Annotated in this window: 25 protein-coding genes and 3 pseudogenes; 17 read left to right on the plus strand and 11 right to left on the minus strand. The window is 68.6% G+C overall.

Annotation, left to right across the window (positions count from 1 at the left end):
- Positions 1 to 277: 277 nt before the first annotated feature.
- Positions 278 to 814, plus strand: a complete 537-nt coding sequence (locus ACFWXC_RS51005) for a hypothetical protein (RefSeq protein WP_384490830.1) — start codon at positions 278 to 280, stop codon at positions 812 to 814.
- Positions 815 to 820: 6 nt separating this feature from the next.
- On the opposite strand, the gene ACFWXC_RS51010 is transcribed toward ACFWXC_RS51005, so the two are convergent.
- The gene (locus ACFWXC_RS51010; protein WP_384490876.1) at positions 821 to 1,507 is read right to left on the minus strand and encodes an IS5 family transposase; all 687 of its coding nucleotides are present in this window, start codon (positions 1,505 to 1,507) and stop codon (positions 821 to 823) included.
- Between the two features lie 430 nt (positions 1,508 to 1,937).
- Complete coding sequence (locus tag ACFWXC_RS51015) at positions 1,938 to 2,555, minus strand: TetR/AcrR family transcriptional regulator (RefSeq protein ID WP_384490832.1); 618 nt, start codon at positions 2,553 to 2,555, stop codon at positions 1,938 to 1,940.
- A 226-nt stretch (positions 2,556 to 2,781) separates the two neighbouring features.
- Here ACFWXC_RS51015 and ACFWXC_RS51020 point away from each other — a divergent pair, with 226 nt between their 5' ends.
- Complete coding sequence (locus ACFWXC_RS51020) at positions 2,782 to 3,480, plus strand: MBL fold metallo-hydrolase (protein ID WP_384490834.1); 699 nt, start codon at positions 2,782 to 2,784, stop codon at positions 3,478 to 3,480.
- A gap of 445 nt (positions 3,481 to 3,925) precedes the next feature.
- Positions 3,926 to 4,111, plus strand: a pseudogene (locus tag ACFWXC_RS51025) (IS630 family transposase); the annotation flags it as partial.
- Between the two features lie 26 nt (positions 4,112 to 4,137).
- Here the strand turns inward: ACFWXC_RS51025 and ACFWXC_RS51030 are convergent.
- Positions 4,138 to 4,365 (minus strand): hypothetical protein, encoded by a 228-nt coding sequence (locus ACFWXC_RS51030; RefSeq protein ID WP_384490836.1) that lies wholly within the window; start codon positions 4,363 to 4,365, stop codon positions 4,138 to 4,140.
- Between the two features lie 19 nt (positions 4,366 to 4,384).
- On the opposite strand from ACFWXC_RS51030, the pseudogene ACFWXC_RS51035 reads away from it, so the two are divergent.
- Positions 4,385 to 4,969 (plus strand): annotated as a pseudogene (locus ACFWXC_RS51035) (IS5 family transposase); the annotation flags it as partial.
- Between the two features lie 207 nt (positions 4,970 to 5,176).
- Here the strand turns inward: ACFWXC_RS51035 and ACFWXC_RS51040 are convergent.
- Positions 5,177 to 5,602, minus strand: a complete 426-nt coding sequence (locus ACFWXC_RS51040) for a DUF6924 domain-containing protein (protein WP_384490838.1) — start codon at positions 5,600 to 5,602, stop codon at positions 5,177 to 5,179.
- 390 nt (positions 5,603 to 5,992) lie between these two features.
- Between ACFWXC_RS51040 and ACFWXC_RS51045 the strand changes: the two genes are divergently transcribed.
- A complete protein-coding gene (locus ACFWXC_RS51045; RefSeq protein ID WP_384490840.1) occupies positions 5,993 to 6,430 on the plus strand; it encodes a hypothetical protein in 438 nt (145 codons plus the stop codon).
- A gap of 23 nt (positions 6,431 to 6,453) precedes the next feature.
- Here ACFWXC_RS51045 and ACFWXC_RS51050 read toward each other — a convergent pair whose 3' ends face one another.
- A complete protein-coding gene (locus tag ACFWXC_RS51050; RefSeq protein WP_384490842.1) occupies positions 6,454 to 7,020 on the minus strand; it encodes a dihydrofolate reductase family protein in 567 nt (188 codons plus the stop codon).
- Between the two features lie 446 nt (positions 7,021 to 7,466).
- Complete coding sequence (locus tag ACFWXC_RS51055) at positions 7,467 to 10,415, minus strand: BTAD domain-containing putative transcriptional regulator (RefSeq protein WP_384490844.1); 2,949 nt, start codon at positions 10,413 to 10,415, stop codon at positions 7,467 to 7,469.
- A 109-nt stretch (positions 10,416 to 10,524) separates the two neighbouring features.
- On the opposite strand from ACFWXC_RS51055, the gene ACFWXC_RS51060 reads away from it, so the two are divergent.
- On the plus strand, positions 10,525 to 10,842 hold the full coding sequence (locus ACFWXC_RS51060; RefSeq protein WP_384490846.1) for a hypothetical protein: 318 nt from the start codon (positions 10,525 to 10,527) through the stop codon (positions 10,840 to 10,842).
- A 585-nt stretch (positions 10,843 to 11,427) separates the two neighbouring features.
- On the opposite strand, the gene ACFWXC_RS51065 is transcribed toward ACFWXC_RS51060, so the two are convergent.
- Positions 11,428 to 12,126: a TetR/AcrR family transcriptional regulator gene (locus ACFWXC_RS51065; RefSeq protein WP_384490848.1), complete on the minus strand. Its 699-nt coding sequence runs from the start codon at positions 12,124 to 12,126 to the stop codon at positions 11,428 to 11,430.
- Between the two features lie 101 nt (positions 12,127 to 12,227).
- Here ACFWXC_RS51065 and ACFWXC_RS51070 point away from each other — a divergent pair, with 101 nt between their 5' ends.
- On the plus strand, positions 12,228 to 12,785 hold the full coding sequence (locus ACFWXC_RS51070; protein WP_384490850.1) for a hypothetical protein: 558 nt from the start codon (positions 12,228 to 12,230) through the stop codon (positions 12,783 to 12,785).
- 136 nt (positions 12,786 to 12,921) lie between these two features.
- Here ACFWXC_RS51070 and ACFWXC_RS51075 read toward each other — a convergent pair whose 3' ends face one another.
- Positions 12,922 to 13,887, minus strand: coding sequence for an NAD(P)-dependent alcohol dehydrogenase (locus ACFWXC_RS51075; RefSeq protein ID WP_384490852.1), 966 nt, complete (start codon positions 13,885 to 13,887; stop codon positions 12,922 to 12,924).
- 109 nt (positions 13,888 to 13,996) lie between these two features.
- On the opposite strand from ACFWXC_RS51075, the gene ACFWXC_RS51080 reads away from it, so the two are divergent.
- Entirely contained in the window at positions 13,997 to 14,677 is a 681-nt protein-coding gene (locus ACFWXC_RS51080) for a TetR/AcrR family transcriptional regulator (protein WP_384490854.1), read from the plus strand.
- A 294-nt stretch (positions 14,678 to 14,971) separates the two neighbouring features.
- Here the strand turns inward: ACFWXC_RS51080 and ACFWXC_RS51085 are convergent, their stop codons facing one another.
- Positions 14,972 to 15,673: an NAD(P)-dependent oxidoreductase gene (locus ACFWXC_RS51085; protein WP_384490856.1), complete on the minus strand. Its 702-nt coding sequence runs from the start codon at positions 15,671 to 15,673 to the stop codon at positions 14,972 to 14,974.
- Between the two features lie 114 nt (positions 15,674 to 15,787).
- Here ACFWXC_RS51085 and ACFWXC_RS51090 point away from each other — a divergent pair, with 114 nt between their 5' ends.
- Complete coding sequence (locus ACFWXC_RS51090; RefSeq protein WP_384490858.1) at positions 15,788 to 16,507, plus strand: TetR/AcrR family transcriptional regulator; 720 nt, start codon at positions 15,788 to 15,790, stop codon at positions 16,505 to 16,507.
- A 190-nt stretch (positions 16,508 to 16,697) separates the two neighbouring features.
- On the opposite strand, the gene ACFWXC_RS51095 is transcribed toward ACFWXC_RS51090, so the two are convergent.
- Positions 16,698 to 17,198 (minus strand): nuclear transport factor 2 family protein, encoded by a 501-nt coding sequence (locus ACFWXC_RS51095; RefSeq protein ID WP_384490860.1) that lies wholly within the window; start codon positions 17,196 to 17,198, stop codon positions 16,698 to 16,700.
- Positions 17,199 to 17,473: 275 nt separating this feature from the next.
- Here ACFWXC_RS51095 and ACFWXC_RS51100 point away from each other — a divergent pair.
- The 6 genes and pseudogenes from ACFWXC_RS51100 to ACFWXC_RS51125 all read left to right on the plus strand — a co-directional run.
- Positions 17,474 to 17,551 (plus strand): annotated as a pseudogene (locus ACFWXC_RS51100) (integrase); the annotation flags it as partial.
- A gap of 236 nt (positions 17,552 to 17,787) precedes the next feature.
- Complete coding sequence (locus ACFWXC_RS51105) at positions 17,788 to 18,270, plus strand: MFS transporter (RefSeq protein WP_384490862.1); 483 nt, start codon at positions 17,788 to 17,790, stop codon at positions 18,268 to 18,270.
- A 3-nt stretch (positions 18,271 to 18,273) separates the two neighbouring features.
- Positions 18,274 to 18,729 carry a hypothetical protein gene (locus tag ACFWXC_RS51110; protein ID WP_384490864.1) on the plus strand — a complete coding sequence of 152 codons (456 nt, stop codon included), beginning with the start codon at positions 18,274 to 18,276 and terminating at the stop codon, positions 18,727 to 18,729.
- 330 nt (positions 18,730 to 19,059) lie between these two features.
- Positions 19,060 to 19,992, plus strand: coding sequence for an alpha/beta fold hydrolase (locus tag ACFWXC_RS51115; protein WP_384490866.1), 933 nt, complete (start codon positions 19,060 to 19,062; stop codon positions 19,990 to 19,992).
- 311 nt (positions 19,993 to 20,303) lie between these two features.
- Positions 20,304 to 20,591, plus strand: coding sequence for a transposase family protein (locus tag ACFWXC_RS51120; RefSeq protein ID WP_384490868.1), 288 nt, complete (start codon positions 20,304 to 20,306; stop codon positions 20,589 to 20,591).
- Between the two features lie 60 nt (positions 20,592 to 20,651).
- Complete coding sequence (locus tag ACFWXC_RS51125; protein ID WP_384490870.1) at positions 20,652 to 20,924, plus strand: hypothetical protein; 273 nt, start codon at positions 20,652 to 20,654, stop codon at positions 20,922 to 20,924.
- 276 nt (positions 20,925 to 21,200) lie between these two features.
- Here ACFWXC_RS51125 and ACFWXC_RS51130 read toward each other — a convergent pair whose 3' ends face one another.
- Positions 21,201 to 22,505, minus strand: coding sequence for a cytochrome P450 (locus tag ACFWXC_RS51130; RefSeq protein ID WP_384490872.1), 1,305 nt, complete (start codon positions 22,503 to 22,505; stop codon positions 21,201 to 21,203).
- A gap of 285 nt (positions 22,506 to 22,790) precedes the next feature.
- Here ACFWXC_RS51130 and ACFWXC_RS51135 point away from each other — a divergent pair, with 285 nt between their 5' ends.
- Positions 22,791 to 24,410 (plus strand): FAD-dependent oxidoreductase, encoded by a 1,620-nt coding sequence (locus ACFWXC_RS51135; protein ID WP_384490878.1) that lies wholly within the window; start codon positions 22,791 to 22,793, stop codon positions 24,408 to 24,410.
- A 68-nt stretch (positions 24,411 to 24,478) separates the two neighbouring features.
- Positions 24,479 to 25,507 (plus strand): amidohydrolase family protein, encoded by a 1,029-nt coding sequence (locus ACFWXC_RS51140; RefSeq protein WP_384490874.1) that lies wholly within the window; start codon positions 24,479 to 24,481, stop codon positions 25,505 to 25,507.
- Positions 25,508 to 25,608: the final 101 nt, after the last annotated feature.

Raw genomic sequence — 25,608 nt, forward strand, 5'->3', positions numbered from 1 at the left:
GGACAGCGTGATCTCCACAGCAGAAGGCCCGGGATGCGACATACCAATAGGGTAGTAACCAACCCTCAGGATTTCTGGCGCATCACACTAGTGCTGTGACCGTATACGTTCGCCGGGTTGGCGGTTACCCCATCGAGGCCCACTTCGGCCCGCTGAGGCAGTTCAGAAGCTGTTGTCTTTTCGGGTGTGATCGGTGTGTTTCCGCTGGTCGGGGATAGCAGTGGTGATTCCGTGGGAGTTGTGGCCTGTCGGGTCGTCGCTCCCCGGGAGGTCATGAATGCCGTCAGTCGTCGGACTGCTGGAACAGCACGAGCTCGCCGCTCGCCGTCGAGTCAACGGGCTGCGGGAGGCGGCCGACCGTATCCAGGCCGAACTGGCCGCGGCCGAGCAGGAATGGCAGGAGTGGGCGATTGCTCGCAGGCGGGTCGACACGGTGCTGGCTCCGGACGACGGCAACACCGCCGGCACGGAGGTCACTGAGGATCCGCGGGATGCGGACGCATCGCCGGAACCCCGGGATGCGGCGAAGCCGAAGTCGCAGGTGCCCATGTGGCGTGAGGGGCTGGCCTGGGCGGTGCTGTCGGTGGACTACCAGCGCATCCTTACCATGGCCGCGGACCGGCAGCGGCTCCGTCAAGGGGCACTGACCTGCCAGGAGTTGGCCGTGATGTTCGGCCTGGACGCGGTGCCGGCGAAGGTGGAGGCGCTGCGGTCGAAAGCGAAGCGCCTGGTCGCGCGGGGCTGGCCGGCCGAGCAACAGCCGGGCCGGTTCACTCTCGCCCCGGGGCCGGCCGGGCATGACGGCGTGTCATGAGCAGGGTCATCGACCAGTGGACCATCGCTTCGGCGCTGGCGGTGCGGCGTTCGAAGTCGCGCGCCAGACGGCGCTTCGCATCAGGTGGGCGAAGAGGCGCTCGACGATCCACCGCTTGGGCAGCACCGTGAAGCCGCGCATGTCGTCGTTGCGTTTCACGATCGCCAGGACCAGCGTGAGCGTGGTGAGGCAGTGGGCGACGAGGCTGCCGGTGTAGCCGCCGTCGGCCCAGACCAGCTCCAGCCGGTGGTGCACGTCGGCGACCTGAACGAGCAGCACGCGAGCGGCAGTTCGGTCGCCGGTGTCCGCAGCGGTGACCGTCACGCCCAGCAGCAGGCCGAGCGTGTCGACCACGACGTGCCGCTTGCGGCCGTTGACGAGTTTGCCGCCGTCGAAGCCGCGGCTGTCCGTTCCGACGACGGCGTCCGCCTTGACCGACTGCGAGTCGATCACACCGGCCGTCGGCTCCGCATCCCGCCCCAGCTCCTTGCGGACCCGGCCGCGCAACCGGTCGTGGAACTCCTTGACCAGGGAGTTGTCGCGCCAGCGGCGGAAGAATGCGTTGATGCGGTCCCATGGCGGGAAGTCGGCAGGCATTGCCCGCCACTTGATCCCGTTGTCCACGAGATACCGGATTGCATCGAGCATGGCACGGTGGCAGTACCCCTCCGGCCGGCCGCCCCGGCCACGCATCCAGCCCGGCACCGGAAGTAGCGGGCGGACCACGGCCCACTCCCCCGTCCGTCATGTCCGTCGGGTAGCGAGGCTGCCGCGTCCCGTTGTCGGCGACGTTTCCGAACCGGTGAGCCAGACAGTCACGCTCCCAGGTGACCGCACTGGACTGCCCGGCCATCGGCACGCACGGCTGCTGCACCAGGGCCTCCCGCCGCTCGGTGATTCGACACCAACGAGCTGTTCAGGAGGCCCTGTTCATATGCGCCCAGCGCCCCGCGACCACCCGATCAGGACTCCCGTTCGACGCGCACCTCTCAAGATCGTAAAGACAACAACTTCTTGGAGAAAGTTCCTTGCCCGTCGTCCTGCCCTCGGCTCACCTGCGTGTCCCGCTGCGGCCCAACGAATCCGGCCCTGACGATCCGGCAGCGTCGCGCCGGGCAAGCGGTCATCTGGGTGCAGGGCCGTGCGGGAACGCGAGCCGGCTGATGATCTCCTCCTCCAGCGGACCGGGTGGCGGCCACGGGAATCGGGGAATGCGAGCGCGGAGCATGATGAGGCCGTGCAGGGCCGCCCAAAGAGCGGTCGCCGTGGCGAGAGGATCCTCCGCACGGGACGTGCCGTCGTGCATCGCATCGGCGACGTCGCGCAGCAGTATCGAGAATGCTTCGGCGGGAGCGAGCTGACTCGCGACGGTCTCGCCGACAATGGGCGCGAGCTGGCGTACCGCCTGGTCAACGCGTTCTTCTGTGGTGCTGCTACCCCTGGGCCGCGGCCGGGAGAACAGAAGAGCGTAGAGCTCGGGCTGCTCGGCACCGAAGACGAGATAGGCATGGCAGTCGGCCAGAAGTCGTTCACGCGCGCCTTCCGCTCCCGCCCGGGCGGTCTCAAGATGACGCACCAGCAGTGAGCGGGTTTCGGTGACCACAGCCTCCACGATCTGGTCGGGTGTGTCGAAGTGCGCGTAGATCGACGGTGGCGCGATGCCGACCTTGCGGGCGATCGCCCGCAAGGTCACCGCACTGTCTGATCCGGTCTCGACCAGCAGCTCGCGGGCTGCGTTCACGATCTCGTCGCGGAGTTGCCCTCCCTGACCTCGGGGGTTGCGTCTGCGTGATGCCGGTGGAGCCATGGCGATGACTTTACAGGCGTAAGTTCTCATGCTCTACTTACGGCCGTAAGGTTACGTGGGTAGCGTGAGAAAAGGTGATCATGGACGGTTCCGTTCGTATACGCACAGCCGACGGCCGCACGCACGTCGGTGCCGGCGCCGAAGCGTCGCGGTGCACCGCATGAGCGCCACGACCGTCACCCCGCTTTCCATGGGCAACAGCAACGCCTACCTCCTGCGTGGCGAGCAGGCGGTCCTCGTGGACACGGGCGGACCGGAGGACGTCGACCGCCTGCGTGACGCGCTGTCCGCCCAGGGCCTTCAGCCTCGCGACATCGCCCTGGTTCTCCTGACCCACGGCCACAACGACCACAGCGGCACGGCGGCGTCGTTCGCGGAGGCCGGCGTTCCGATCGCGGTCGGCCTGGGTGACGAACAACTCCTGCGTACCGGACGCATCGGCGCACTCCCGATCAGCCATCCCGCCGGTGCGCTATTGAAGCCCCTGGTCCTCCGCGCGAAGGCCCAGCCGGTCGAAGCCGACATCCTGGTGGAGGACAAGCTCGACCTGAGTCCCTACGGCGTCGACGCCCACGCCGAGCGGTTCGGCGGCCACACCCCCGGCTCGCTCGTCGTCCGCGTCGGCGACGACACGCTCGTCGGCGACCTGGTCCGCGGTGGCGTGCTGCGCCCCCGGAGCCCGAAGCGCCACTTCTTCACCGAGGACGCCGCCGGAGTGCGCAGGGCGCTCACGACCGAGCTCGATCGCCGCCCGCAGCGCCTGCTCCCCGGCCACGGCGGACCCCTCGACGCCGACGAGACCCGACGACGCCTCGACAAGGTCGCTCCGGTGCCCAGTCGGCTCGCGGCATCCGGGTGAGGCAGGTGGCGCTACGGCCCGCGGCACGGTCACACGTACAGTCGAGGAGTGGGGGGCTACGTCGATGAACAACGGTTCTGGTCCACTTCGTGAACCCTGCCCCAGAAAGGATGCCGTTGGCGATCTTTATGCGTTCCGGTGAAGTCCTCTTGAAATCCGTCGTGTTGGCCGAGGCTTGGTGGTCCGGTAGCGAGGCTGCCGCGTCCCGTTGTCGGCGGCGTTCGCGAACCGGTGAGCCAGACAGTCACACTCCCAGGTGACCGCACTGGACTGCCCGGCCATCGGCACGCACGACTGCTGCACCAGGGCCTCCCGCCGCTCGGTGATTCGACACCAACGAGCTGTTCAGGAGGCCCTGTTCGTATGCGCCCAGCGCCCCGCAACCACCCGATCAGGACTCCCGTTCGACGCGCGTCTCTCAAAATCGAAAAGACAACAGCTTCTCACCCTCGCCAACTCTCACCACCCCAACCACACCCTCCAGACCAAGGCCCTGCACCGCTACCTCCGCTGGCGCAACACCCATGCCCGCCACCCCGACGTGCTGGCTACCCAACGCCGAGAACGCGCCCGCATCCGCAGCGAGAAAGGCACCCGCTGGGGCGGACGTCCCTTTGCCGAAGCAGCCTGACCACACGGTTAGCCCCGCTCAGCGCATCAGAAGGGCAGGCCCCGCAGGTCCGCACCGATGGTTGGATGAGGCAGGCCGGCCAGATCGTAGACCATGGTGACCAGTGGCGAGATCCGCGCGCCGTCGGGCTGCTGGACGGTGACGGGCACCGAGAGCCGGCTCCATCCCAGCTGCGTGTAGAGCGGAACCAGGTCAGGACGGCAGAGCAGAATCATCGTCTCGGCCCCGGCCGCTCGTGCGTGTTCGACCGCCATCGACGGAATCCGCTGGCGAGTGCGAACTGGGGCCCCGTGGCGGGATCTTCCTCCGGAGTACGGCCCGTGGCAGACGGTCTACGGGCTCTTCCGGCGCTGGCAGCGCACCGGCGTGTGGGCGACGATCCTGACCGGCCTGCAGGCACGGGCTGATGCGGCCGGGTCGATCACCTGGGAGGTGAACGTCGACTCCACGATCTGCCGTGCCCACCAGCACGCCGCAGGTGCCCGGCGCGACGGGCAGAGCCAGAAGGAACCGCCGGGCGGCCGCAGCCCTGAGCCCGATGACCATGGGCTCGGCCGCTCGCGCGGCGGCTGGACAACGAAGGTCCATCTTGCCTGCGAGCAGGGACAGCGACCCCTATCAGTGCTGGTTGCGGCCGGACAACGCGGGGACAGATCGCAGTTCATTGCGTTGCTGGGAGCCATCCGGGTGCCGCGGCTCGGTCCCGACCGACCTCGCGTTCGCCCGCTGCGGGTGCGCGGTGACCGGTCCTATTCGTCCCGCGCCAACCGCGCCTGTCTGTGCCGGAGGGGCATCCGGTGCACCGTCCCGGAACCGGCTGATCAGGCGGGTCATCGCAGACGCCGGGGAGCAACCGGTGGACGGTCGCCCGCCTTCGATCGCGAGGACTACAAGGCTCGGCACCGGTCGAATGGAGCATCAACCGGCTCAAGCGGAACCGGGCGGTGGCCACCCGATTCGACGCGCTCGCCGTCCGCTTCGAGGCGACCGTCCTCATCGCCGCAATCAACGAGTGGCTGTGGCCGGCCAACCCGTCATCCGCGGACGGTCCTGAACAGTGAGGTGTCAGCTCTCGTCGAAGCCGCGATAGGTCCCGGACTCGTCGACGGCATCGGCGAACTCCGCGAAGTCCATGTTCGCGATGCTCAGGTTGGCCGACACATCGGGAAACCATCGGGCCGGGACCCTGAACGTGCGCCCGGGTTCGTCTGAGAGGTCCACAGCCAACAGTGGGTGAGCCGGGTCCTCCATCGTGGTCCCGTCCGCCAGGAACATGTTGATGATCTGGTGGTCTTCGTCTGCGACAGCCTCTTCGTCCACCAGCGTTCGGACATCCACGTCGGCGAAGCGAAGCTCACTGACGTAAGTGGCGAGGGAGTGATCGCCGGCAGCATCAAGTGCGGCCCGAACCGCATCCCAGGCTCTCTCGTCACTGAAATCGGTACGCAGAACCAGCGAAGTCAGATCATCAGGCTGAGGCAGGGGCGGCATGAACCGATCTTGTCACCCGAGGCTGACATCCACCTTCGCCAAAGCTCAGCGCACCCCAACGGGCATTGCCAAACACCCCCCAGGGCTGACGCTCGTGCAGCCCGCCAGCAGCAGCGGCCGGACGCAGTGTCAGGAGGCGCGGCCGCCGTCGTGATGGAAGCCTCGGTTTCGCTGTCCGCTCTTCGAGCGGTGGCTGATTTCGGCGGCGTACTGCGCGCGGGGGCCGCTCCGACGGAGATGCCGAGGACCTCGCTGAGGACGGCGGGTGGCATCTGTGCCGCGAGGTCCATCAGTGCACTGCTGCGTCCGCGCCGGGAGGAAAGGCCCTAGGAGCCGAGGCGTACGCGTAAATGGCTGGTGCTGGGCGGGCGGCCCGGGCAGGAGCCAGGGGTGATCGGTGCTCTGGCCGAGCGCGAGGGCGCCGTTGCGGTCTTCGGTGAGGCCGAGCAAGAGGTGGTCCAAAGGTGGAGGGACGGCGACGAGCTGGGGGCCGAGGGCGAGTCGGACGCCTTCGTCGGTGGTGAGGACTCGGCCGGTGGTGAGGCTGGCAATCTTGGTGAGGGGCTGGCCGTGGAGCAGGACCAGGAGGCCGGCGACGCGGTCGACGGTGGCGATGGAGCCGTCGTGCAGGAAGCGGTGGACGGACCAGATGCCGGCGGTCGGCGTCGTCAGGCAGTGTCCGGTACGGACTGCCGCAGTAAGCCCCTTTTCAGCGAGTACCGCCTGTGCCACGAGTTGCGAGAACCCACACATGTGCAGGGTCTCGCGGCTGATGTCGTAATCTCACGGGCCGGGTCGTACCGATGTCGTATAACGACATCACCGTGAGACCAGCGCGTGGGTGCTGCTGCTCAGCGCCTCGTCTCGTACCTGGTCAGGACCACGCCGCCGGGAAACGTCCGCGTCTCCACCAGGTTCAGGTTCACCCAGCTGTCCAGCGCGGTGAAGAACGGCGTGCCGCTGCCCACCAGGACCGGATGGGCGGCGATCGCGTACTCGTCGATCAGCCCGGCGCGCATGGCCGCCCCGGCGAGCGTTGCGCCGCCGATGTTCATCGGGCCGCCGTCCTCGGCCTTGAGCCGGGTGATCTCGGCGATCGCGTCGCCGGTGACCAGGCGGGTGTTCCAGTCGACCTTGTCGATCGTCGAGGAGAACACCACCTTCGGCGTGTCCCGCCAGTTCCGCGCGAACTCGATCTCCGCCGGGGTGGCGCCCGGCCGCTGGTCGCCGGCCGGCCAGTAGGAGCTCATCGCCTCCCACAGCTTGCGCCCATACAGCGACAGGCCACTCGCCTGCTCGTGGTCGAGCCACCACTGGAAGAGCTCGTCGCTCGGCGGTCCGCTCCAGCCGATGTCGTCGCCGGCCGCGGCGATGTAGCCGTCCAGGGTCAGGTTCATGCCGTAGATCAGTTTCCGCATGGCTCAGCCTTCCGTTCGTGGGTGTCCGGCGTACAGACCAGCGCGGCGCGGGAAACTCATCGGTGCGCGATCCGGGCTCGCCGGTAGCCCTCGTGCTCGGGGCTCAGCGTGGTGTACTCGGCCGACTCGGACAAGCCGCCTGATCTTGACCTCGCCGTCGCCCTCGCCCTCGCCCTCGCCCTCGCCCTCGCCCTCGCGAGTAAATGCCACGGATTTGAGACTGATCATGGGTGACAAGGCCGTGAGACAGCCAAGAACGCCCAGGTCACGCAAGATCGACATGTCACGAGCGGCGAGAGCCTGCAAGTGATTTGTGGGATCGGAGACTGGCCGGTCAGCGTGTTCAGTCATTGGAGTGAAGCGGGAACGGGGTCATTGGCCTGCTGCAAGATCCGCAACCGCCCGCGCAGGCCACAGGCGTCCGACCGAAATCCTCTGCAACACCGTCACGGGTGAATGCCCCAGTCGCCAAGTGCACGGTCAGGGCGGTGCGCAAGAGCGTCGTGGACAGCGACTACGGCCTGGAACTGCTCGCGTGCCTCTTGGATGCGGCCCGTCGCCAGGTAGACGCGGCCCAAGCGGGAACGGATGTCCATCTCCAGCCAGTTGTAGCCGGGTTCAGTGAGCGGGGACAGCAAGCGATGCTTCAGTAGGGCCTGGTGATGGAGGGCTATGGCCGCGCTCGGGTCTCCCTCGCCCTGCTCCGCCGTGCCCAGCCGGGTCAGGCCGCGCGCGCAGAAGTAGGTGTCCCCCACCTGCTCGACGAGGTGAATCACCTCGCGGAGCAGGCTCTTGGCCTCACCGTACTGGCTGAGGCAGAGGTGGATATCGGCCGCGCAGCTCAAGACCTTGCCCAGCATGCGCGGTCTGCCGCCCGCCTGGGCGTGGGTACGGGCGTCGGCGAAGCAGGTCAGCGCCTCCTCGTTCTGTCCCGCGAATTGGTGGACGAGGCCGAGGGTGAGGAGTGCTATCGCGGCGACCCAGTCGTTGTGCAGCCGCCGGGCCAGGACCACCGCGCCAGTGAGGTGGGAGGTCGCCCGGTCGCCCTCACCCACGCTCAGGTCGACAGCACCCAGCCCGGCGAGGGCACGGGCCTCCTCGCCGGGGTTGGGGCGGTACCGGCTGAGGTGCAGCGCCTCGGTGAACCAGTCGCACGCCTGGGCGTATCTGCGCTGATGCAGCGCGGTGTAGGCCAGGCAGTTCCGCAGGGCGGGGGTCATCCGCTGGTCGGTGGCCTCGGCAACGTGGGCGAGCGCGATCTCCACTGCTGTCTGGGATTCGTGGTAACGGCCCTGCCGTATGAAGTAGTCACACAGCGCCTCGGCTATCCAGCAGGCGTAGTCGGCCTCGCCGAGCGCGGCGGCGAACCCGACGACGTCGACAAGCTCTCCACCGGCTGCGTCCAGCCAGGCATCCGCGTCCTGCCAGTTCGCGAAGGGCGATTCGCCGGGTTGGGGCCCGGTGGGGAAACCGCGCGGGCCCCAGTCGCTGGCGGTCCGGGCCGCGTCCAGGATCAGGCGGAGGGCGGCTGTGCGGGCGGAGGCTGCCCCATCGGGCGCAGTCTCCGGTAGGCGTCGTGCGTGCATGCGCACCAGATCGTGCAGTCGGTAGCGGCTGGGACGCGGCTCCTGCAGAAGGCTCGCGTCGACCAGGCTCTCCAGGATCCGCTCGGCGTCGTGGACCGGCCAATAGAGCATGGTCGCCAACATCAGCACGTCGAACTCGACCGTCGGCACCCAGCCCAGAGCGCGGAACGCACGCTGTTGCTCGGGGGCGAGCTGGTCGTACGACAGCAGGAAGGCCGCCTCCACGCTGCGATCCCCGACACTCAGTTCGCCCAGCCGGTGGTCGTCGCCCGTGATGCGGCCTACCAGGTACGCCACCGACCAGGTGTGCCGGTTCTGCAACCGCGACCCGGCGATACGCAGGGCCAGCGGCAGCCCGTCGCAGAGTTCGGCCAGCCGATGCGTCGCCTCCGGCTCTTTGCCCGCGCGCTCCGCTCCGACGAGGTGCGTGAGCAGTGACACCGCGTCCCCGCTCCCCAGAGGCTCCAGAGTGACCCGTCGGTCGGCGTCCAGTTCCGCCAGCCGTCGCCGACCAGCCACCAGCACCCGGCTTCCCCCTCCCGCGGGCAGCAGCGGCCGTACTTGGCCGGCGTCCAGCGCGTCGTCCAGCACAAGGAGCAGTCGTAACGAGCTGGTTGCGGCACGCCAGGCGGCGGTGAGTTCCTCGAGATCGCTCGGCAACTCGCCCTTGGCTGCGCCGAGCGACCTCAGCAGTCGCTGCAGCACCCGCTCCGGCGACTGCCTCCGCTGCGTGCTGTGTGCGCGCAGGTCCACGAACAGACAGCCGTCGGGGTAGCGGTCGCTGAGCTCGCGGGCCGCGCGCACGACGAGCGCGGTCTTGCCGACTCCGGCCGTACCGTCCACCGTCACGATCGTCACCGACCCTGGGGCCGACGACGGTGCGATCAGCCGCGCCAGCTCAGCATCCCGCCCGATCAGGCGGCCGACGTCGCCCGGCAGGTCATTGACCGCGCGGCGGGTCGGCCGGTGCTGAGCGGCACGAGCGGCATGAGCGGTGGAACGCTCCGGGGCCAGCCCGACAAGGCGTGCGTTGTCCTGGTGCAGAACCGCGTCGTACGTCTGCCGGAGCTCTTCGCCGGGATCGATGCCGAGCTCGTCGCTCAAACGCTCGCGCATGTCCTGATAGGCGTTCAGGGCCTCCGCCTGGCGTCCGCTGCCGTACAAGGCGCGCATACGCAGCGCCAGCACCGCCTCATTGAGGGGAGCGGCCACGGACAGCCCGGCGAGTTCGTCCAGGGCATCGGCGGAGCGGCCGAGCAAGACCAGGCACTCCAGCCGCTCCCGCTGCAGTGTGCGCCGGCGCTCCGCCAGCCGCTCCCGCTCGACCTGCGCGAAGGGGCCCGGCAGCCCGGCCAGGGGCTCGCCGCGAAACAGGTCCAGCGCCTCGGTGTACCGATCCAGCGCGGTAGCCGGGTCTCCGGACGCCTTCGCGTGTTGTGCCGCATCAGCCAACTCGGCCAGATCGGCGACATCGAGGTGAAGGCCATCGGCGATGAAGAGATAGCTGTCCGTTCCGGTGCGGATCACCGAGTGCTCCGGCCCGGCACCCTTCCCGTCGAGAGCCTTCCGCAACTCGTAGACGTAAGGTGCCAGGATCTTGCGGCCGGAGTCCGGCGGCTGCTCCGCCCACACGCCGTCGAGCAGTTGCTCGCGACTTACCGGCGTGTCGGCGCGAAGCACTATCGCGGCCAGCACCGCACGGCGCCGAGGTGGGCCCAGATGCACGGGCCTCGTACCGCGCCAGGCCAGGACAGGCCCGAGCAACGCGATCCGAAGCCCCTCCGCCCACTGAGGAGATCCCCCGCCCACGCTGAACCTCCGCTCCCGTACATCATCGGAATTTCATCAGCATCGCAGCACCCCTGGCCAGGATGACGGACAGAACTTCGCACAACCCGAAAAACCGAAGGAGATCCCAGTGACCGAAGTGGAGTTGGTGGCAGCCGCATTGGCGACAGGCGCGGCGGCCGGGCTCGCCGACACCGCCCGCGGAACCGTCCATGGCCTCCACGCCGGGCTGAGAGAGACACTCCGCCGACGGCTGAGCGGAGGTGACGGCTACGGAGTACGGGTGCTGGACGCCTACGAGACGGACCCCGATGTGTGGCGCACCCGGCTGCTCCGCGTGCTGACAGGCTCCGGGGTAGAGGCAGACATGGAGATCCTCACGGCAGCACGTGCCGTGCTCCGCGCAGAGCGCACCCCATGGGCAACCTGGGCTCCGAACAGCACGTGAGCCGATGATGCCTGAGGAAATGACACGACCGTGAGACGGGACCCTCCGGCCAAGCCGTGAGACAACCGGAGAAGGCATGGTCACCGCACTGCTCTACGTCGCGAGCGGTGAGACCCTGCAGATCAGGCTATGGCCGCAGAGGGAACACTGCACGCGGGCAACCGCGAGGCCTCCCGTGGGGAGCCGGGAGGCGCGGCGGGCCCCGCCGCCACAGGGAGCGGCAGGGCCCGAAGGTGCCTCCACCTGGGGGGGAGGTGAGGCGCCGTCCGCACACGATGCACCACAAACAAGCCACCGGGATAGATCCCGGCCGGAAATGGGCGCTGTCAGTGCCGGCGGCGATGATGGGCCCATGGCCACCAAGATGATCAACTTCGGACTCACCTGGACCGACAGCGCAGGGGTACGCCGTGCATCCGCCGTCTTCCCTGCCGAGTCGTTCCAGATCGCCCTCGACCTGCCCGCACGGATGCCGATGCTTGGACTGTCGGACCAAACCTGCGGATGGGAGCCCCGCCGCCCACGCCTGCGACTGCTCTCCGCCGCGGCCCGACTCGTCACCGCCGCCCGCCGCCCCGGCCGCGGTTACGCGCTGGGCGGCGAGCACTCGATGTCGGAGACCGTCGTGGCCGCCGAGGAGGCCTGGCCGGGTGCGGATGCGGCGCGCTCGTCGAGCCCTCGGGCGGTGTGGATCCGCAGCAGTCCCTCAATGCCACGCAGCAAGGTCTCGCCGGCCAGGACGGGGTCGCCGAGGTAACCGGCACTCATCGCACCGTCACGGAGCATCACGAAGTGCCGCCCGGCATGCTCGGCCTCTGCTGCGGCGATCTCGGCGAACAGTCCGGTGATCGTCTGCAGGAACCATGCGCGGTGCTGCACGACGGCACGGTGGACCGGGTGGTCGGGATCGGGGAATTCCGCTGCCGCGTTGAGGAAGGCGCATCCGCGGTAACCCGGCGAGCGGATCTGCTCGACCAGGGACACACCGATACCCCGCAGGATGCCGTCGGTCGGCACGTCCGCCGCCATCAGGGAGTCGATCTGGGTGCGGATCAACTGGTCGACGCCTTCGATGTAGGCGACGGCCAGGTCTTCTTTGCTGCGGAAGTGGCGGTAGAAGGTGGCGTTGGTGACCTTCGACTCGGCGACCAGACGGTCGACGCCCACCGTGTGGATGCCCTCCGCGTAGAAGAGCTGCCCGGCAGTCTTCAAGAGCCGTTCCCGGGCCTCGGAGACCCGTCGGCCGGTGCCTGTACCAGGTTCCGTCTTTGTCATGTCACCCATTGTAGCGGGTAGAACGCTCTCTCTTGTTTTCCTCGGAAGGGCATGCCAGGCTGCATACAAGAGAGAGCGTTCTCTCTATCCCGCAGTCATTGGAGAACCCCATGGCATCCACCGCCTCCGCCGAGCCCATCGGTGCCGCACCCGCCCTGCGCCGGCTGTACGTCATCCGCTTCGTCTTCGCCGCCGCCTGGGCCGCGCTCCTGCTGCTGTCCGGCTCCGAGCTCACCGCCGAGGCCAAGGTGCTGCTGTTCCTCTACCCCGCCTTCGACGTGGCCGCGGCAGTCGTCGACGCCAGGTCCGCACACGCCGCCGGGCCGGTCAAGGGCCTGTACGCCAACATGGCCGCCAGCGTGCTCGCCGCCATCGGGGTGGCGGTCGCCAGCACCTCGGGCGTCGCCGACGTGCTCCGCGTCTGGGGCGCGTGGGCGGTCGTCTCCGGCCTCATCCAGCTCCTCGTGGGCGTCGCGCGCCGACCCATGGGCGGCCAGTGGGCCATGATCCTCAGCGGCGGCATCTCCGTCCTCGCCGGCGCGACCTTCATCCGAAGCGCCGCACAGGACAACCCCTCGCTGACCACCCTCGCCGGCTATGCCACGCTCGGCGGGATCTTCTTCCTCGTCTCGGCGATCCGCCTGTCCCGCTCGACCCCCAGGCACTGACCCGTGTCGACCGAGTACCGCGCCGGCCAGGCGCGGCGCACGAGTCGGGACGTGCCCCGACAGGGTCCGCCACGAGGCGACCGTGTTGGTCGCAGTCGTCAACGAGTGGCTGTGACCAGCACCTTCCCAACAAACCCTAGTCGACCCTGATCACGTACTTGCCCCGCACCCCGCCCGCCTCCAGCGCCCGGTGTGCCGCCGCTGTCTCTTCCAGCGGGAAGACCGTGTCCACCGCAGGCCGCAGCTTCCCCTCCGTCACCTGGCGGGCGAGGTCGTCGAAGAGCGCACGTTCGGGGTTGCCGCTGAAGAAGCGCACCCGGCCGCGTCCGTGGACGGCGCTGGCCGCGATGTAGCCCAGCGAGGCGGCGGGCCGCGTCAGGTCGAAGGCGATGGTGACCATGCGTCCGCCGGGCTTCAGCATCCGCCGTACGGTACGCAGGTCGGTGCCCGCCGTGTCGAGGACCACGTCGAACAGTCCCAGTTCCGCAGGGGACACGGTGCGGTGGTCGACGGCGTGGTGGGCACCAAGCGTACGGACGAAGTCGAGGTTGGCAGCGCGGGCCAGGGCCGTGACCTCAGCGCCGTACGCCTGTCCGAGCTGGACAGCGGCGTTGCCGACGCCGCCCGCCGCGCCCCGTACCAGCAGCCGTTCACCGGGGCGCAGTGCGGCCTTGTCGCGGAGGGCCGTGACGGCCGTGGTGGCCACCGGCAGCGCGGCGGCGGCCACGAGGTCCAGCCCGTCCGGGACCCGGCCGAGCCGCTCGGGCCGTACCGTCACGTACTCGGCAGCGCTGCCGAATCCGGAGCTGCGGCCCAGGACGCCCCACACCTGGTCGCCGACCGCTACGCCGGTCGCGCCGGTGCCGAGTGCGGCGATTTCGCCGGTGAAGTCCAGCCCGATGCGCTGCGGGAACTTCCGGCCGGTGATGAGGCGGGCCCGACCGGAACGGGCCGCCAGTTCGCCGCCGTTCACGCTGAACGCGCGCACGCGCACGAGGACCTCGCCGGGTGCCGGTCCGGGACGTGGCACCCGGCCCACATACAGCACCTCGGGGCCGCCGAAGCGGTCGAACAGTACGGCTTTCATCGTGCGGTCGTCCATCGTTGCGTTCTCACCTTCGCCACCAGTGGTCGTGCGGGGGGATCGTGGCGCCGAGCGTAGGCTGGCAAACGGACGAGATCGTCCATTTGACCGGAGGTGAGAGACAGCGGTGGGGGAATCCTCTCGGATCGCGGGGCAGGACAGTCTGCGGGCGGACGCCCGGCGCAACCGGCGGCGCATCCTCTCGGCCGCCCGCGTGGTCTTCGCCGAGCACGGCATCGACGCGCCCATGGCGACCGTGGCCCGACGGGCGGGGGTCGGCGTGGCGACGCTGTACCGGCGTTTCCCGACGCGGGACGCCCTGGTGCGGGCCGCGTTCGCGCACCAGATGGACACCTGTGCTCAGGCGCTCACCGAGGCGCTGGCCGACCCCGATCCGTGGCAGGGCTTCCAGCGGCTGGTCGAGACGGTCTGCGAACTACAGCGGGAGGAACGGGGCTTCCCGGCCGCGTTCGTCGCGGCCTTTCCGGACAGCACGCGAGAACACGCGCCGCTACGGGAACAGGCCGAGCGGGACTTCATGACCCTGGTCCGCAGGGCTCAGGCGGCGGGCGCGCTGCGGACCGACTTCCACCCCTCCGACTTTGCCGTAGCCCTGTTGTCCCACTGCGGTCTGGTCACCGCACTGCCGGGTGACCGTGCGGCGTCCCGGCGCCTGGTGGCGTACTTCCTCCAGTCGTTCCGCGCCGAGGCGGCCCACGGAGCGCTGCCGGCGCCGAGCGCACTCTCGCTGCGCAGTCTTCCGCTCTCGGCCGACGGCTCCCAGGGACAGCGGCCCTCCAGAGCCTGATACGAAGCGGCGCCTGCCCGCATGGCCCGCCCTTCGGGCGACCGCACCACTTTCACAACGGGGCCTAATACTCCAGTTGCGGTTCGCTATTCCTGCTGGTCAGGGGCATGTTCGTGACGGTCACGATCACGTAGTCCTCGGCGTCTGCGAACGGCCACGACATTCCCTGTGGGGAAGTCCATGGACTTCCCCACAGGGATCCCGAACGCACTTCCGTGGCTCTCCGGTCCTGTCGGCGCGGCGGCGCACACTCGGGGCCATCCGGCAGATGCAGCCTTGGCATGTGGGTGTCGGTCAGTAGCCGATGGTGAAGCGGCGTTGGACGAAGCGCGGCAGTTCGGCCTCGTCGACAAGGGCGACGGCGGAGTCCTCCATGGAGATACGGCTGCGCCCTTCCGCGTCGAGTACCGGCTGGTCGCCACCGATCCGGAACCGGCCCGTACGTTCGCCGGGTGCGATGTCCTCCGCGGGGCTGAAATAGGTCCACAGCCGGTTGGAGGTGCGCAGGACGTTCAGGGCGTCGCGGTGGCCGCGCACCGCGGCGGCGTACTCCCTCGGCAGGCCGATCTTGTCGAGGGTTGCGTGCAGGAGTTCGTCGGAGTCGGCCCGTACGACTCCGGGCTCGGTCTCCAGGCTGCCGGCACCGCCGATGACGATGAGCCGGGTCCGTGGGTGGCTTTCCAGCGCCTTCAGGAGTGCTCGCGCTGCGGTGGCGTACACCGTGGGATCGGCGATCGAGCGGGCCACGGTGTCGGCTATGTCCTTGGTGGCGTTTCCGGGCTGGAATCCGCTGATCAGTACGTCGAGGCCGGGTATGACGGCGGCGACGGCATCGGAGTCCAGGACGTCGACGCTCTTCCAGACGATGTTCCTGCGGTCCTCGTCGATCCGCGTGGCGTCACGGCTGAACGCCGTGACGTGATGTCCCCGGTCGAGGGCTTCGGTGACGACGCGACTACCGATGCCGCCCGTGGCCCCGATGACTCCGATGTGCATGGCTCTCCCTGGGTGGTTGCTCGTACCGTCGACTGTCTTCACTGCGCGCAGAGACTATACGGCGTGAAGTATTAATACGGCACGCAGTATTGTGACGCTGTAGAGTAGGTGGTCATGGAAAGCGTGGGAAACACCAAGGGGCGCCGCGAGCGACTGAGGGCCGAGACGACCGCAGAGATCAAGAAGGTCGCGCTGGAGTTGATGGCCTCGGGGGGACCGGACGCGATCACGCTGCGGGCCATCGCGCGCGAGATGGGCATGACGGCCAACGCCATCTACGGCTACTTCGCCACCCGCGACGACCTGGTCACCACGCTGATCAACAACGTCTACACGTCACTGGCCGACACCGTGGACGCCGCCTGGGACGCCGCCCCTGCTCAGGATCCGGCCGCCCGGATCCAGGCATGGGCCCGCGCCTTCAGGAACTGGGCGCTGGCCAACCCCGAGGGCTTCCGCCTCATCTATGGCGACCCCGTCCCCGGCTACCGGCCGCCCGAGGGCGGCGCCGCTCCGGAAGCCGCCCGCCGCGTCTGCACCGGCATCACCGCACTCGCTGCCACGGCCTGGCCGCACGCCGAACTCCGTTACTCGGAAAGCGACTTCGAGTGGTCCGACTTCGACCTCGGCCTGCTGGACAAGGTCCGCCCGGCCTTCCCCGACCTGCCCCCGGCCGCCGTAGCCCTCGCCCTGCGCATCTGGAGCCACCTGCACGGCCTGGTGTCACTGGAGATCTACGGCCACCTGCAGACCCAGGCCCTCAGCCCGGAAAAGCTCTTCCGTGAAGAGCTGGCCCAGCTCATCCGGTCCTTGGACATCCCACCGCAGAGCTGAACACGAGAACGGGTTCTGGCCCAGATCCTGGGGAGCCGCCACTTCGCGTCATGTAGCGAATTCCGCCTGCACCGCCTCTTGCGTCCCTCGGTTCGCCCCTCGGGGGCTCGGGCGCACGTGGCCCACCCGTTGACGCAACCGGATGTGCATTCCGCGTCTTGACCAGCAAGACCCGTGATCCCCTGTGCGGTCAGGACGTGACCTTCTCCCGCAGGAATCGGGTGACCTCGGTGAATTCGGCCATGGGCAGGCCCTCGGCGGCGATCAGACCGACCTGGGTGAACACTGCGACCTGGTCCCAGTAGAGCCGTTCGCTCGCCATCAGGCCGTCGCGGAATTTCACCATCGCCACCAGCGGCACTTCGATGGTCCGTCCGGTCGGTGCGAGTCCGGGCAGCAGAAAGGGGATCTCCTGGTCGTGCGGCATCCGCATGATGATCTCCTCGACGAGGAAGTCGTCGCCCACCGACCGGTCCACCGTCTCCGTGATGGTGTTCTGCGGAATGCCAGGAATGAAGATGTCGCGGTAGTAACCCCGTAGGTATTTCTTGCCGAAACCACCGCTCATCGTCGGCAGATGCATCACACTGGCGTCCTCCACCATCGTGGCCACTGCCAGGTCCGCGTCCTTGACCACGAACTCGTACGCCGTGTGCTGCTCCCACAACGCGACCATTTCCTCGTGGTTCACGATGTCTCCTCCAGAGATCCATACGATCGACGGGCTCCTCGCCGATCAGCCCCCAGCTGACCAACGAACACCGTCGCGGACGGGATGCGACCATGCGTCACCCGGCCGTACTGGATCAAGAGAGCGAAGAACCGGGACGAGATGCTGCGTGCCGTCAGCCGCATCCAGGCCTCACCGGTCGCCGCCTGACCCGCTCACCAGCGTTCGAACATCACTCGAACTTGATCTCTTCTATTAGGGCTGTTCAACGGACACGCGGGAGGCCTCCGCTCGATCTGCGGCAGTTCACCATCGCCAACTCCAACCACCCCAACCACACGGCCCAAACCCGGGCACCGCATGCCTACCTGCGCTGATCTGCCGGTCCACGAGCAGCATGCCGGCCACGAAGCCGAACTACTGCAGGCACACCGCGCCCGCCTCACCGATCCGCGACCCGCACCACACGGATCCGTTTTCAGGAATCGCCGTCAACGTTCGCCGATGCTGTCCGGGCGAGGGTGTCCGCCACCGTTGTGCATGCGAGCGCTGATGGTGTTCGCGTCGCTGTCCGACCGCGCGGGCCGCCGCCCCCCTCCTGGCTGCCGCTGTGCTCGCCGCGGCCACGAGCACGGCACTGTTCCTCCTGGCCGACGATGTCGGGACCCTGCTGGCGGCACGGTTCCTGTGCGGCCTGGGTACCGGTGTCTTCACCGCCACGGCGACCGCGGCGCTGGGCGAGCTCGCCGGAGCCGAGCACATCCGGCGGGTGTCGACCGTCTCCACCGCGGCGAACATGGGCGGCCTGGGGCTGGGCACCGTCGTCGCCGGCCTGTTCGCGCAATACGGGGCGGACCCCACACACCTGGTGTTCTGGGTCTACCTCGCCACCCTGGTGCCGGCGTTCCTGGCCGTCATCGTCACCCCAGAGACTGTTACGGCCCGGCAGCTCCCTGCACTGTCCGTGCGCCGCCCGGCCTTTCCCGACCGGCGGCCGGCGCGAAGCGAGTTCCTGCGGGCCGCCACAGCCGTCCTCGCCGCGTTCGCGGTCAGCGGACTGTTCTCGTCGCTGGTGCCCTCCTTCCTCCGTTAGGAGTTGCACGTCCACAACGTCGCAGCTGTCGGCGCAGAGGTCGGGCTGCTGTTCATCGTCGCCCTGATCGCGCAGGTGGCCACCCCGGAGCGGTGGATCTCCCGGCGCCGGCCGGCGCCGGCGTTCCTCGTAGCGGGCGTCGCGGTGTTCGAGGCCGGACTGTGGACACGGTCACTGCCGGCGTTCGCTGCCGGAACGCTGCTGGCGGGTACCGGCATCGGCCTGGCCTTCCGCCGCGGTGTCGCAATCACCCAGCGGCTCGCCGACCCACGCCGCAGGGCGGATCTGCTCTCCACGTACTTCCTGTTCGCCTACACCGGCGCGATCGTGCCCACACTGGCCCTGGGACTCCTCGACCAGACCATCAACCAGGACGTCGCCACCCTGATCCTCGCCGTCGCCGTCGTTGCGACGACCCTCACCAGCACCCTCAGCCGCCCCGCCACCGCCGTCACCTGAGCGAGCGCCGCACCAAGTGACTCCGCCCCTTTCCTTTCTGCTCCATGAAACCCCGTCAAGTCTCGCGGTAGAGGTGAGCGTACTGCAGTCACCGCGTACCCGAGTGGCTCTGTGTCCTCCACCCTCGATCGCGCACTCCGGCTGGGCACCTCAGGCGAGTCCATAATCGGACTAAGGGCTATAAATATTCGATTTGCGCATTTATGAGATCCGGCACCAACACGGATCTCGCGCACCATGCTCGCCGCTCTCGTCGTGTTCGCCACGCTCGCGGGCCTCGCCTCGGCCGACACACCGAACCAGCACACCCGACACCGATGAAGGAAAACCATGACCGACCCTGCAATGACCGCCCAAGCCGCCGACAACCCTGTCCGCGACCTGCCGTTGCACGACCTGGCCGGCTTCACTCACCGCTGGGTCGACGCGGGCGGCATCCGACTTCATGCGGTCGAGGGCGGTCAGCCGAACGGCCCAGCCGTCGTGCTGCTCGCCGGATTCCCGCAAACCTGGTGGGCATGGCGAAAGGTGATGCCCCAACTGGCCGACCGATTCCACGTCATCGCGATCGATCTGCCGGGCCAGGGCCACTCCGAACGCCCGGACGGCAGCTACGACACGCACACGGTCGCCGCGTATGTCCACGCCGCCGTGAACGCGCTCGGAGTTTCCACATACTGGTTGGTCGCCCACGACATCGGCGCGTGGGTCGCCTTCTCCCTCGCCTTGAAGTACGAGAGCCGGCTGCGTGGCGTCGCACTGCTCGACGCCGGAATCCCGGGCATCACACTCCCCGACGCCATCCCGACCGACCCCGAAGTGGCTTGGAAGACTTGGCACTTCGCATTCCATCTCGTGCCCGGCCTGCCCGAGACACTGCTCTCGGGCCGCGAACGCGATTACGTCGGCTGGTTCCTGAAGGCCAAAACCCTCTCCCCCGACACCTTCGACGACGCCGAGATCGAGCAGTACGCCGCGGCCGTCGCCGCTGACGGCGGAGTCCGCGCCTCCCTGGCCTACTACCGAGACGCCGCTGAATCGGCGCGGAAGAACCACGAGGCCCTTGAACAACAGCACTTGACGGTGCCGGTTCTCGGAATTTCCAGCAGCCACGGCTCCATCCCTGACATGGCAGCTTCCCTCAGGCTGTGGGCCGACAACATCACCGGGATTGTCGTGCCGGACGCAGGACACTTCATCCCGGACGAACAACCCGACGCCGTCGCCGCCGCTCTGGCCGGCTTCATCGCTCAAGACGAATGACGCCGGCCAAACGCGCCTGCCAGGCGACCTGCTTGTTCTGGCTCACCGCGAACTCGCCGAACGCGACTCCCGATCCCGAGCGGAAAGTGCGACGGCGCATCCGGCATCCGAGCAGGTGCGGGCGGAAAGCCACTCCGCTCGGACGCTCCCTCGACGAGTTGACCAGCAAGGTCCACCTCGCTGCCGACCGCAAAAGTCGGAGAGCGCTCGTGCGAGGACTTTGCGTGGTGGTCCAGAGCGAATTGACGGGGCGGGCACGGCTCGGGTGATCTTGAGGTTGTCCACGCCTTCAGATCACACCGTGGAATGCCGTGCCCCGTAACGGGCAGGAAAGCCTGGTCGCGGCCCTGTCGGAGGTTTCTGATCTGCGGGACGCGCGAGGGATCCGGCATCGGTTGCCGACGGCGGTCGGGGGCGCGCTGGCCGCGGTGCTGGCCGGCAGTACGTCGGTGTACGCGATCGGGCAGTGGATCGCCGGGTGTTCACAGAAAACCCTGAAGGTGGGTCATGAGGGACAGCGCCTTGCAGGCTGTGATCCTCAACGCCCTGGAACCCGAGCGGGAAGCGCGGTCCGAGCCGAGCAGCTACGGCTTCCGTGAGCGACGACAATGCCATCATGCTCATACGAACCGGCCGCAACCCGCACCCAAGAGGTTCAGATGCTCTACCAGAGCCCTGCTGACTTTTGCGCCGAGTACGCCAAAGCGCACAACCGCGAAAAAACCGATGGATTCGGCGCCGTGTCCACACTGGAAAAGGTGACCGTCGTCAGCGAGACCTCGGACACGGCGCGGGTCGAGGCGCTCTGGTTCACGTATGGCCACGACCCGGATTCCGGGTACTACGACGTTTTTGAGCGCACCGCCTTCGTCCTGGTCAAGCGGTACGACGGGTGGCGCCTGCACTCCGAAGAAGATCTCGGCCACGAGTGACAACTGATTGGCGTCTCCGACCCTGCACTCCGTGCCTGTCCATCCTCTGACCAGGTCCCTCCGCGGCTTCCTCGTACAGAGCCTGTGTTGCTACTTCGGGTGGGGTGGCACAGGCACGGCAAGGCCGGTGAGTGTGTGGCCGAGGACCGTGCGCGGGTTGTGCGCCCGGCTCGACGGTGACGCCGTGGACGCTGCTATGAGCCGATGGTTGCAGCGTCGGGTCCTCGCCGCGGCGCGCCAGGGCACGGACCGGGGTGCGGTCGCCGGCCGGTCCGCTCACGCGATGTCGACCATCCCGGACGCCCAGTCGTCCAGGATCCTGGAGGGGTCCAGGACGACGGGCAGTTCGGTCAGGCCCCGGAAGGCGGGGAAGGGCACGGTGAGCCACTTGGCCTCGTCGGCCGGCTGGGCCAGGGAGAGGTTCGGGAAGCGGCGGAAGAGCGAGGCCAGGGCGATCTGCATCTCCATCCTCGCCAGCGGTGCGCCGAGGCAGAAGTGCGGCCCCGTACCGAAGGCCAGGTGTTTGCTCTGTACGCCCGGCCGGGCGATGTCGAAGGTGTCGGGGTCCTCGAAGGCGGCGGCGTCCCGGTTGGCCGAGGTGACCGCGATCTGTACCAGTGAGCCCTTGGGAATGAGCGTCCCCGCGATGGTGATGTCCTCCAGGGCGTGGCGGAAGGTCGCGTTCTCGACCGAGCCCTCGAAGCGGATGATCTCCTCGATCGCGTTCGGGAGGAGGTCGGGCGAGGCGATCACCTGCCTGAGCTGATCGGGATGGGTGAGCAGGGTGTAGACGGCGTTGCCGATGAGGTAGGCGGTCGTCTTGTGGCCCGCGAACAGCAGCACCCACAGGGTGGACAGCAATTCACCGTCCGTCAGCGACTCCTGCTCGTCGCTCGTCTGGATGAGGACGCTGAGCAAGTCGTCCTCGGGGGCCTTGCGCTTACGGGCGATCAGGACCTCGAAGTACTCCCGGAGAGTGTTCTCCGCCTCGGCCAGCCGGTCCTTGTCCTTCTTGCTGAAACCGGTCCGCGCGACGACGCTGCACCACTGCTGGACCTCCTGCCGCTCCGCCTCGGGGACGCCGATGAGCTCGCAGATCACCTGCAGGGGCAGCGGGAAGGCGAAGGCCGACAGCAGATCGACGGGCTGCAGAGTGGAGCAGTTGTCGAGCAGCTTGTCGGTGAGCTCCTGGATCCGTGGGCGCAGCGCCTCGATACGGCGGGGCACGAAGGCACGACTGACGATCCGGCGCAGCCGCGTGTGCTTCGGCGGGTCGGCGAACAGCATGTTGTCGTCCAGGGCGATGGAGGAGTCGCCGAAGATGGACCGGTAGGCGTCGATGGCCGCGTACATGTCCTTGCTGATCCTGGGATCGGCAAGGGCGGCCTTCGCGTCCTCGAACCGGGTGATCAGGTACGAGTGCACACCGTGGGGCGGGGTGATGCGGCAGACCGGCGCATTCTCCCGCAGGTGCCGGTAGAGGGGGTGCGGGTTGGCCCGGTACTCCGGGCAACCACGGGATGCCGCGTCCACCGCCCGGGCTGTCTCGTCCGCGATCTCCTGCTCCTGCATCTGAGTCATCGACGGCCCTTCTTCTCTTCCCACGGTGGCACAGGTCGGCTGCAGTCTCGGAATGCATTGACGCCACTCGGAAAGGGAAAACGCGATTCACCCTGACGCGGACCCACATCGTCGGCACGGCACGGGAACGGAAAAGCAGAGTGTGCCGTCCGGGGGAAGGTTCGATTGCCGACCCCGGGGGCCTGTGACAGGTTCGGATCGAGGGCCGCCATGAATGCGAATCGCTGCCCGAACTACCGCTTGGTCACTGGAGGAGGACGGGCTGTGGAAACGCGCGACGAGGAAATGGTGCCGGTGTTGATCGTGGGCGGTTCGCTTGTCGGACTGTCCGCGTCGGTGTTTCTGGGAAGACTGGGCGTCACCCATATGGTCGCCGAGCGCCGGGCCGCCACTTCCGAACATCCCCGGGGCCGGGGAAACAACATGCGCACGATGGAGTTGTTCCGCACCGCCGGGCTGGAACCGGACATCAGAAAGGCCGCGGCCGTCCTGTCCGGCAATCACGGCATCATGCAGACGGACAAGCTGTCGGGCGGTGAGAGCAGATGGCTCTCGGCCCGTCTCACCGGCCCAGCCCCCGAGACGAACGTGTGCTCCACCCGGCGGTGCGCGTGCAGCCAGAACGACCTGGAGCCGGTCCTGCTGGCACACGCCCGTGCACTGGGCGGGGACGTGCGCTTCGGTACGGAGCTGATCTCCTTCACCGAGGACCCGGACGGCGTGACGTGCGAACTGCGCGAGCGGGAGAGCGGCCGGACGTACTCGATGCGCACCGCCTACCTGCTGGCGGCCGACGGGCCGCGCAGCCCCGTGCGCGAGCGGCTGGCCATCGGGCAGAGCGGCGGGGGCGACCTGTTCCACAACGTGAGCGTCACCTTCCGCAGCAAGCTCCTCCGTCAGGTGGTGGGGGACAAGCGGTTCCTCGTGTGCTACCTGAACGGAACCGAGGGCGACGGGGTCCTGCTGCCCGTCGACAACGAGGAGAAGTGGGTCTTCCACGTCCCGTGGTTCCCCGAGCGCGGCCAGACGCTCGAGTCCTTCACCGACACGCGCATCACCGACCACATCAGAGCCGCCGCCGGCGTACGGGACCTGGACGTCGAGGTCACGGGACGCGCCCCGTGGCACGCGGCGGACCGGGTCGCCGACCGCTATCGGCAGGGACGCGTCTTCCTCATCGGTGACTCGGCCCACGAGATGCCCCCCACCGGCGCCTTCGGATCCAACACGGGCATCCAGGACGCGCACAACCTCGCCTGGAAGATCACGGCCGTACTGCACGGCTGGGCGGGCGAGGGCCTGCTGGACACCTACGAGAACGAACGGCGCCCGGTCGCCCTGGCCACGAGTGCCCGGGCCATCGAGCAGGCCGCACGCGAGCAGCACCCCGGCTACACCGCCGCGCAGGGCGGGGGCCAGAGCACGGACCTGATGACCGTGTCCCTCGGCTACCGCTATGTCTCCACGGCCGTGTCCGGCGCCGACACCGACGCGCCGACCATCCCGCAGACGCTTCGCCTGCAGGCGGACCCCGGCACCCGGGCCCCGCACATGAGCGTCGTGCACGACGGGGACACCAAGTCGACCATCGACCTGTACGAGCGGTCCTTCGTCCTCCTCTGCGGCCTTGCGGACGGGCCGTGGCCGTCGGCCGCCCACGCCGCGGCGGCCAAGCTCGACGTGCCCCTGGTGTCCTACCGCGCCGGCGCCGGCCCGGAATTCGACCTCGACACCTCGCCCGCCCTGGCCGCCGGTGCCGAGGACTGGGCCGCCACGCACGGCGTCACCCCGCAGGGCGCGGTGCTCGTGCGCCCCGACGGAATGGTCGCCTGGCGCTCCGGCGACCTCCCCGCGAACCCCGAGGACGAGCTGACGCACGTTCTGCAAGGCCTCCTCAGCCGCTGATTCCGCTCTCCAGCCGCTGATCCCGCTCTCCGACGCCCTCGAACCGTTCCACCACAGGGAGCCCATCCATGCCTCAAGCCGCCGAGACCACCGACCAGCAGACTCCGGGCGACATAGGCCTGCGCACCGCGCTGAGCGCCGACGACGCCCGGCACGAACGAATAGACGTCCACCACCACTACACCGCCCCCGAATGGGTGCGGTGGGCCGAGAAGAACGGGATCGCGGACCGTGACGGGCTGCCGCCGTGGACCCGGTGGGACGAGGCCGCCGCCCTGGACCTGATGGATCTGACCGGCACGCGCACCAGCATCCTCACCGTCGCCATGCTGGGACGCTTCCAGGACGCGGCGACACGCAAGGAGAGCACGCGTGTCGCCCTCGAGGCCGCGGGCGAACTCACCGTCCGGCACTCCGGCCGCTTCGCCTTCTTCACACCCGTCTTCCTCGACGACGCCGAGCTCTCCCGCTGGTCCGTCACCCATGGGATGGACCAGCTCGGCGCGGTGGGCGTCAGTGCGCGCACCAGCACGGGCGGCACGTATCTGGGCGACCCCGGGCTCGACCCGATCATGGCGGAACTCAACGAACGCGCCACTGTGATCAGCACGCACCCCATGCAGGTGAACAGCTCCGGCGCCCCCGAGGGTGTACCGCCGTTCGTGTGCGACTTCCTCATGGACACGACCCGCGCCGCACTGAGCCTGATCATGAACGGCACTCTGGACCGTTTCCCGCGGCTCACGTTCATCCTCCCGCACGGCGGCGGGTACCTCCCCTACATCGCGAGCCGGATCGAGGTCTTCGGGCGCCAGCTCGTCCCCGCCGTCGATCCCGGCCGCGTCCGCGACTACCTGCACCGCTTCTACTACGACACGGCCGCGCCCATGTCCCCGTCGGCCACCCCCACTCTTCTGGCCGTGGCGGGCTCCTCCCGCATCCTCTACGGAAGCGACTGGCCGCCGACCCCCACCCGGGTGGTCGCCGATGTGACAACTCCCGCTCTGGACAGGGATCCCGCCCTCGGCGACCAGGAGCGCGGTCACATCAACCGCGGGAACGCCCTGCGTCTCCTGCCCGCCCTCGCACCGTCCTGAGCACGCCCGGGGGGCGTCCTCGTACCGCGTGTGTGGGTGCCACGGAGAATCGCTGCCCGGCTCGCTCGGCACTAGGACGGACGTCGGCCGTGCGGCTCGTC

It is taken from the genome of Streptomyces sp. NPDC058683, from assembly GCF_042716195.1.
In the GTDB taxonomy this organism is placed as follows: domain Bacteria; phylum Actinomycetota; class Actinomycetes; order Streptomycetales; family Streptomycetaceae; genus Streptomyces.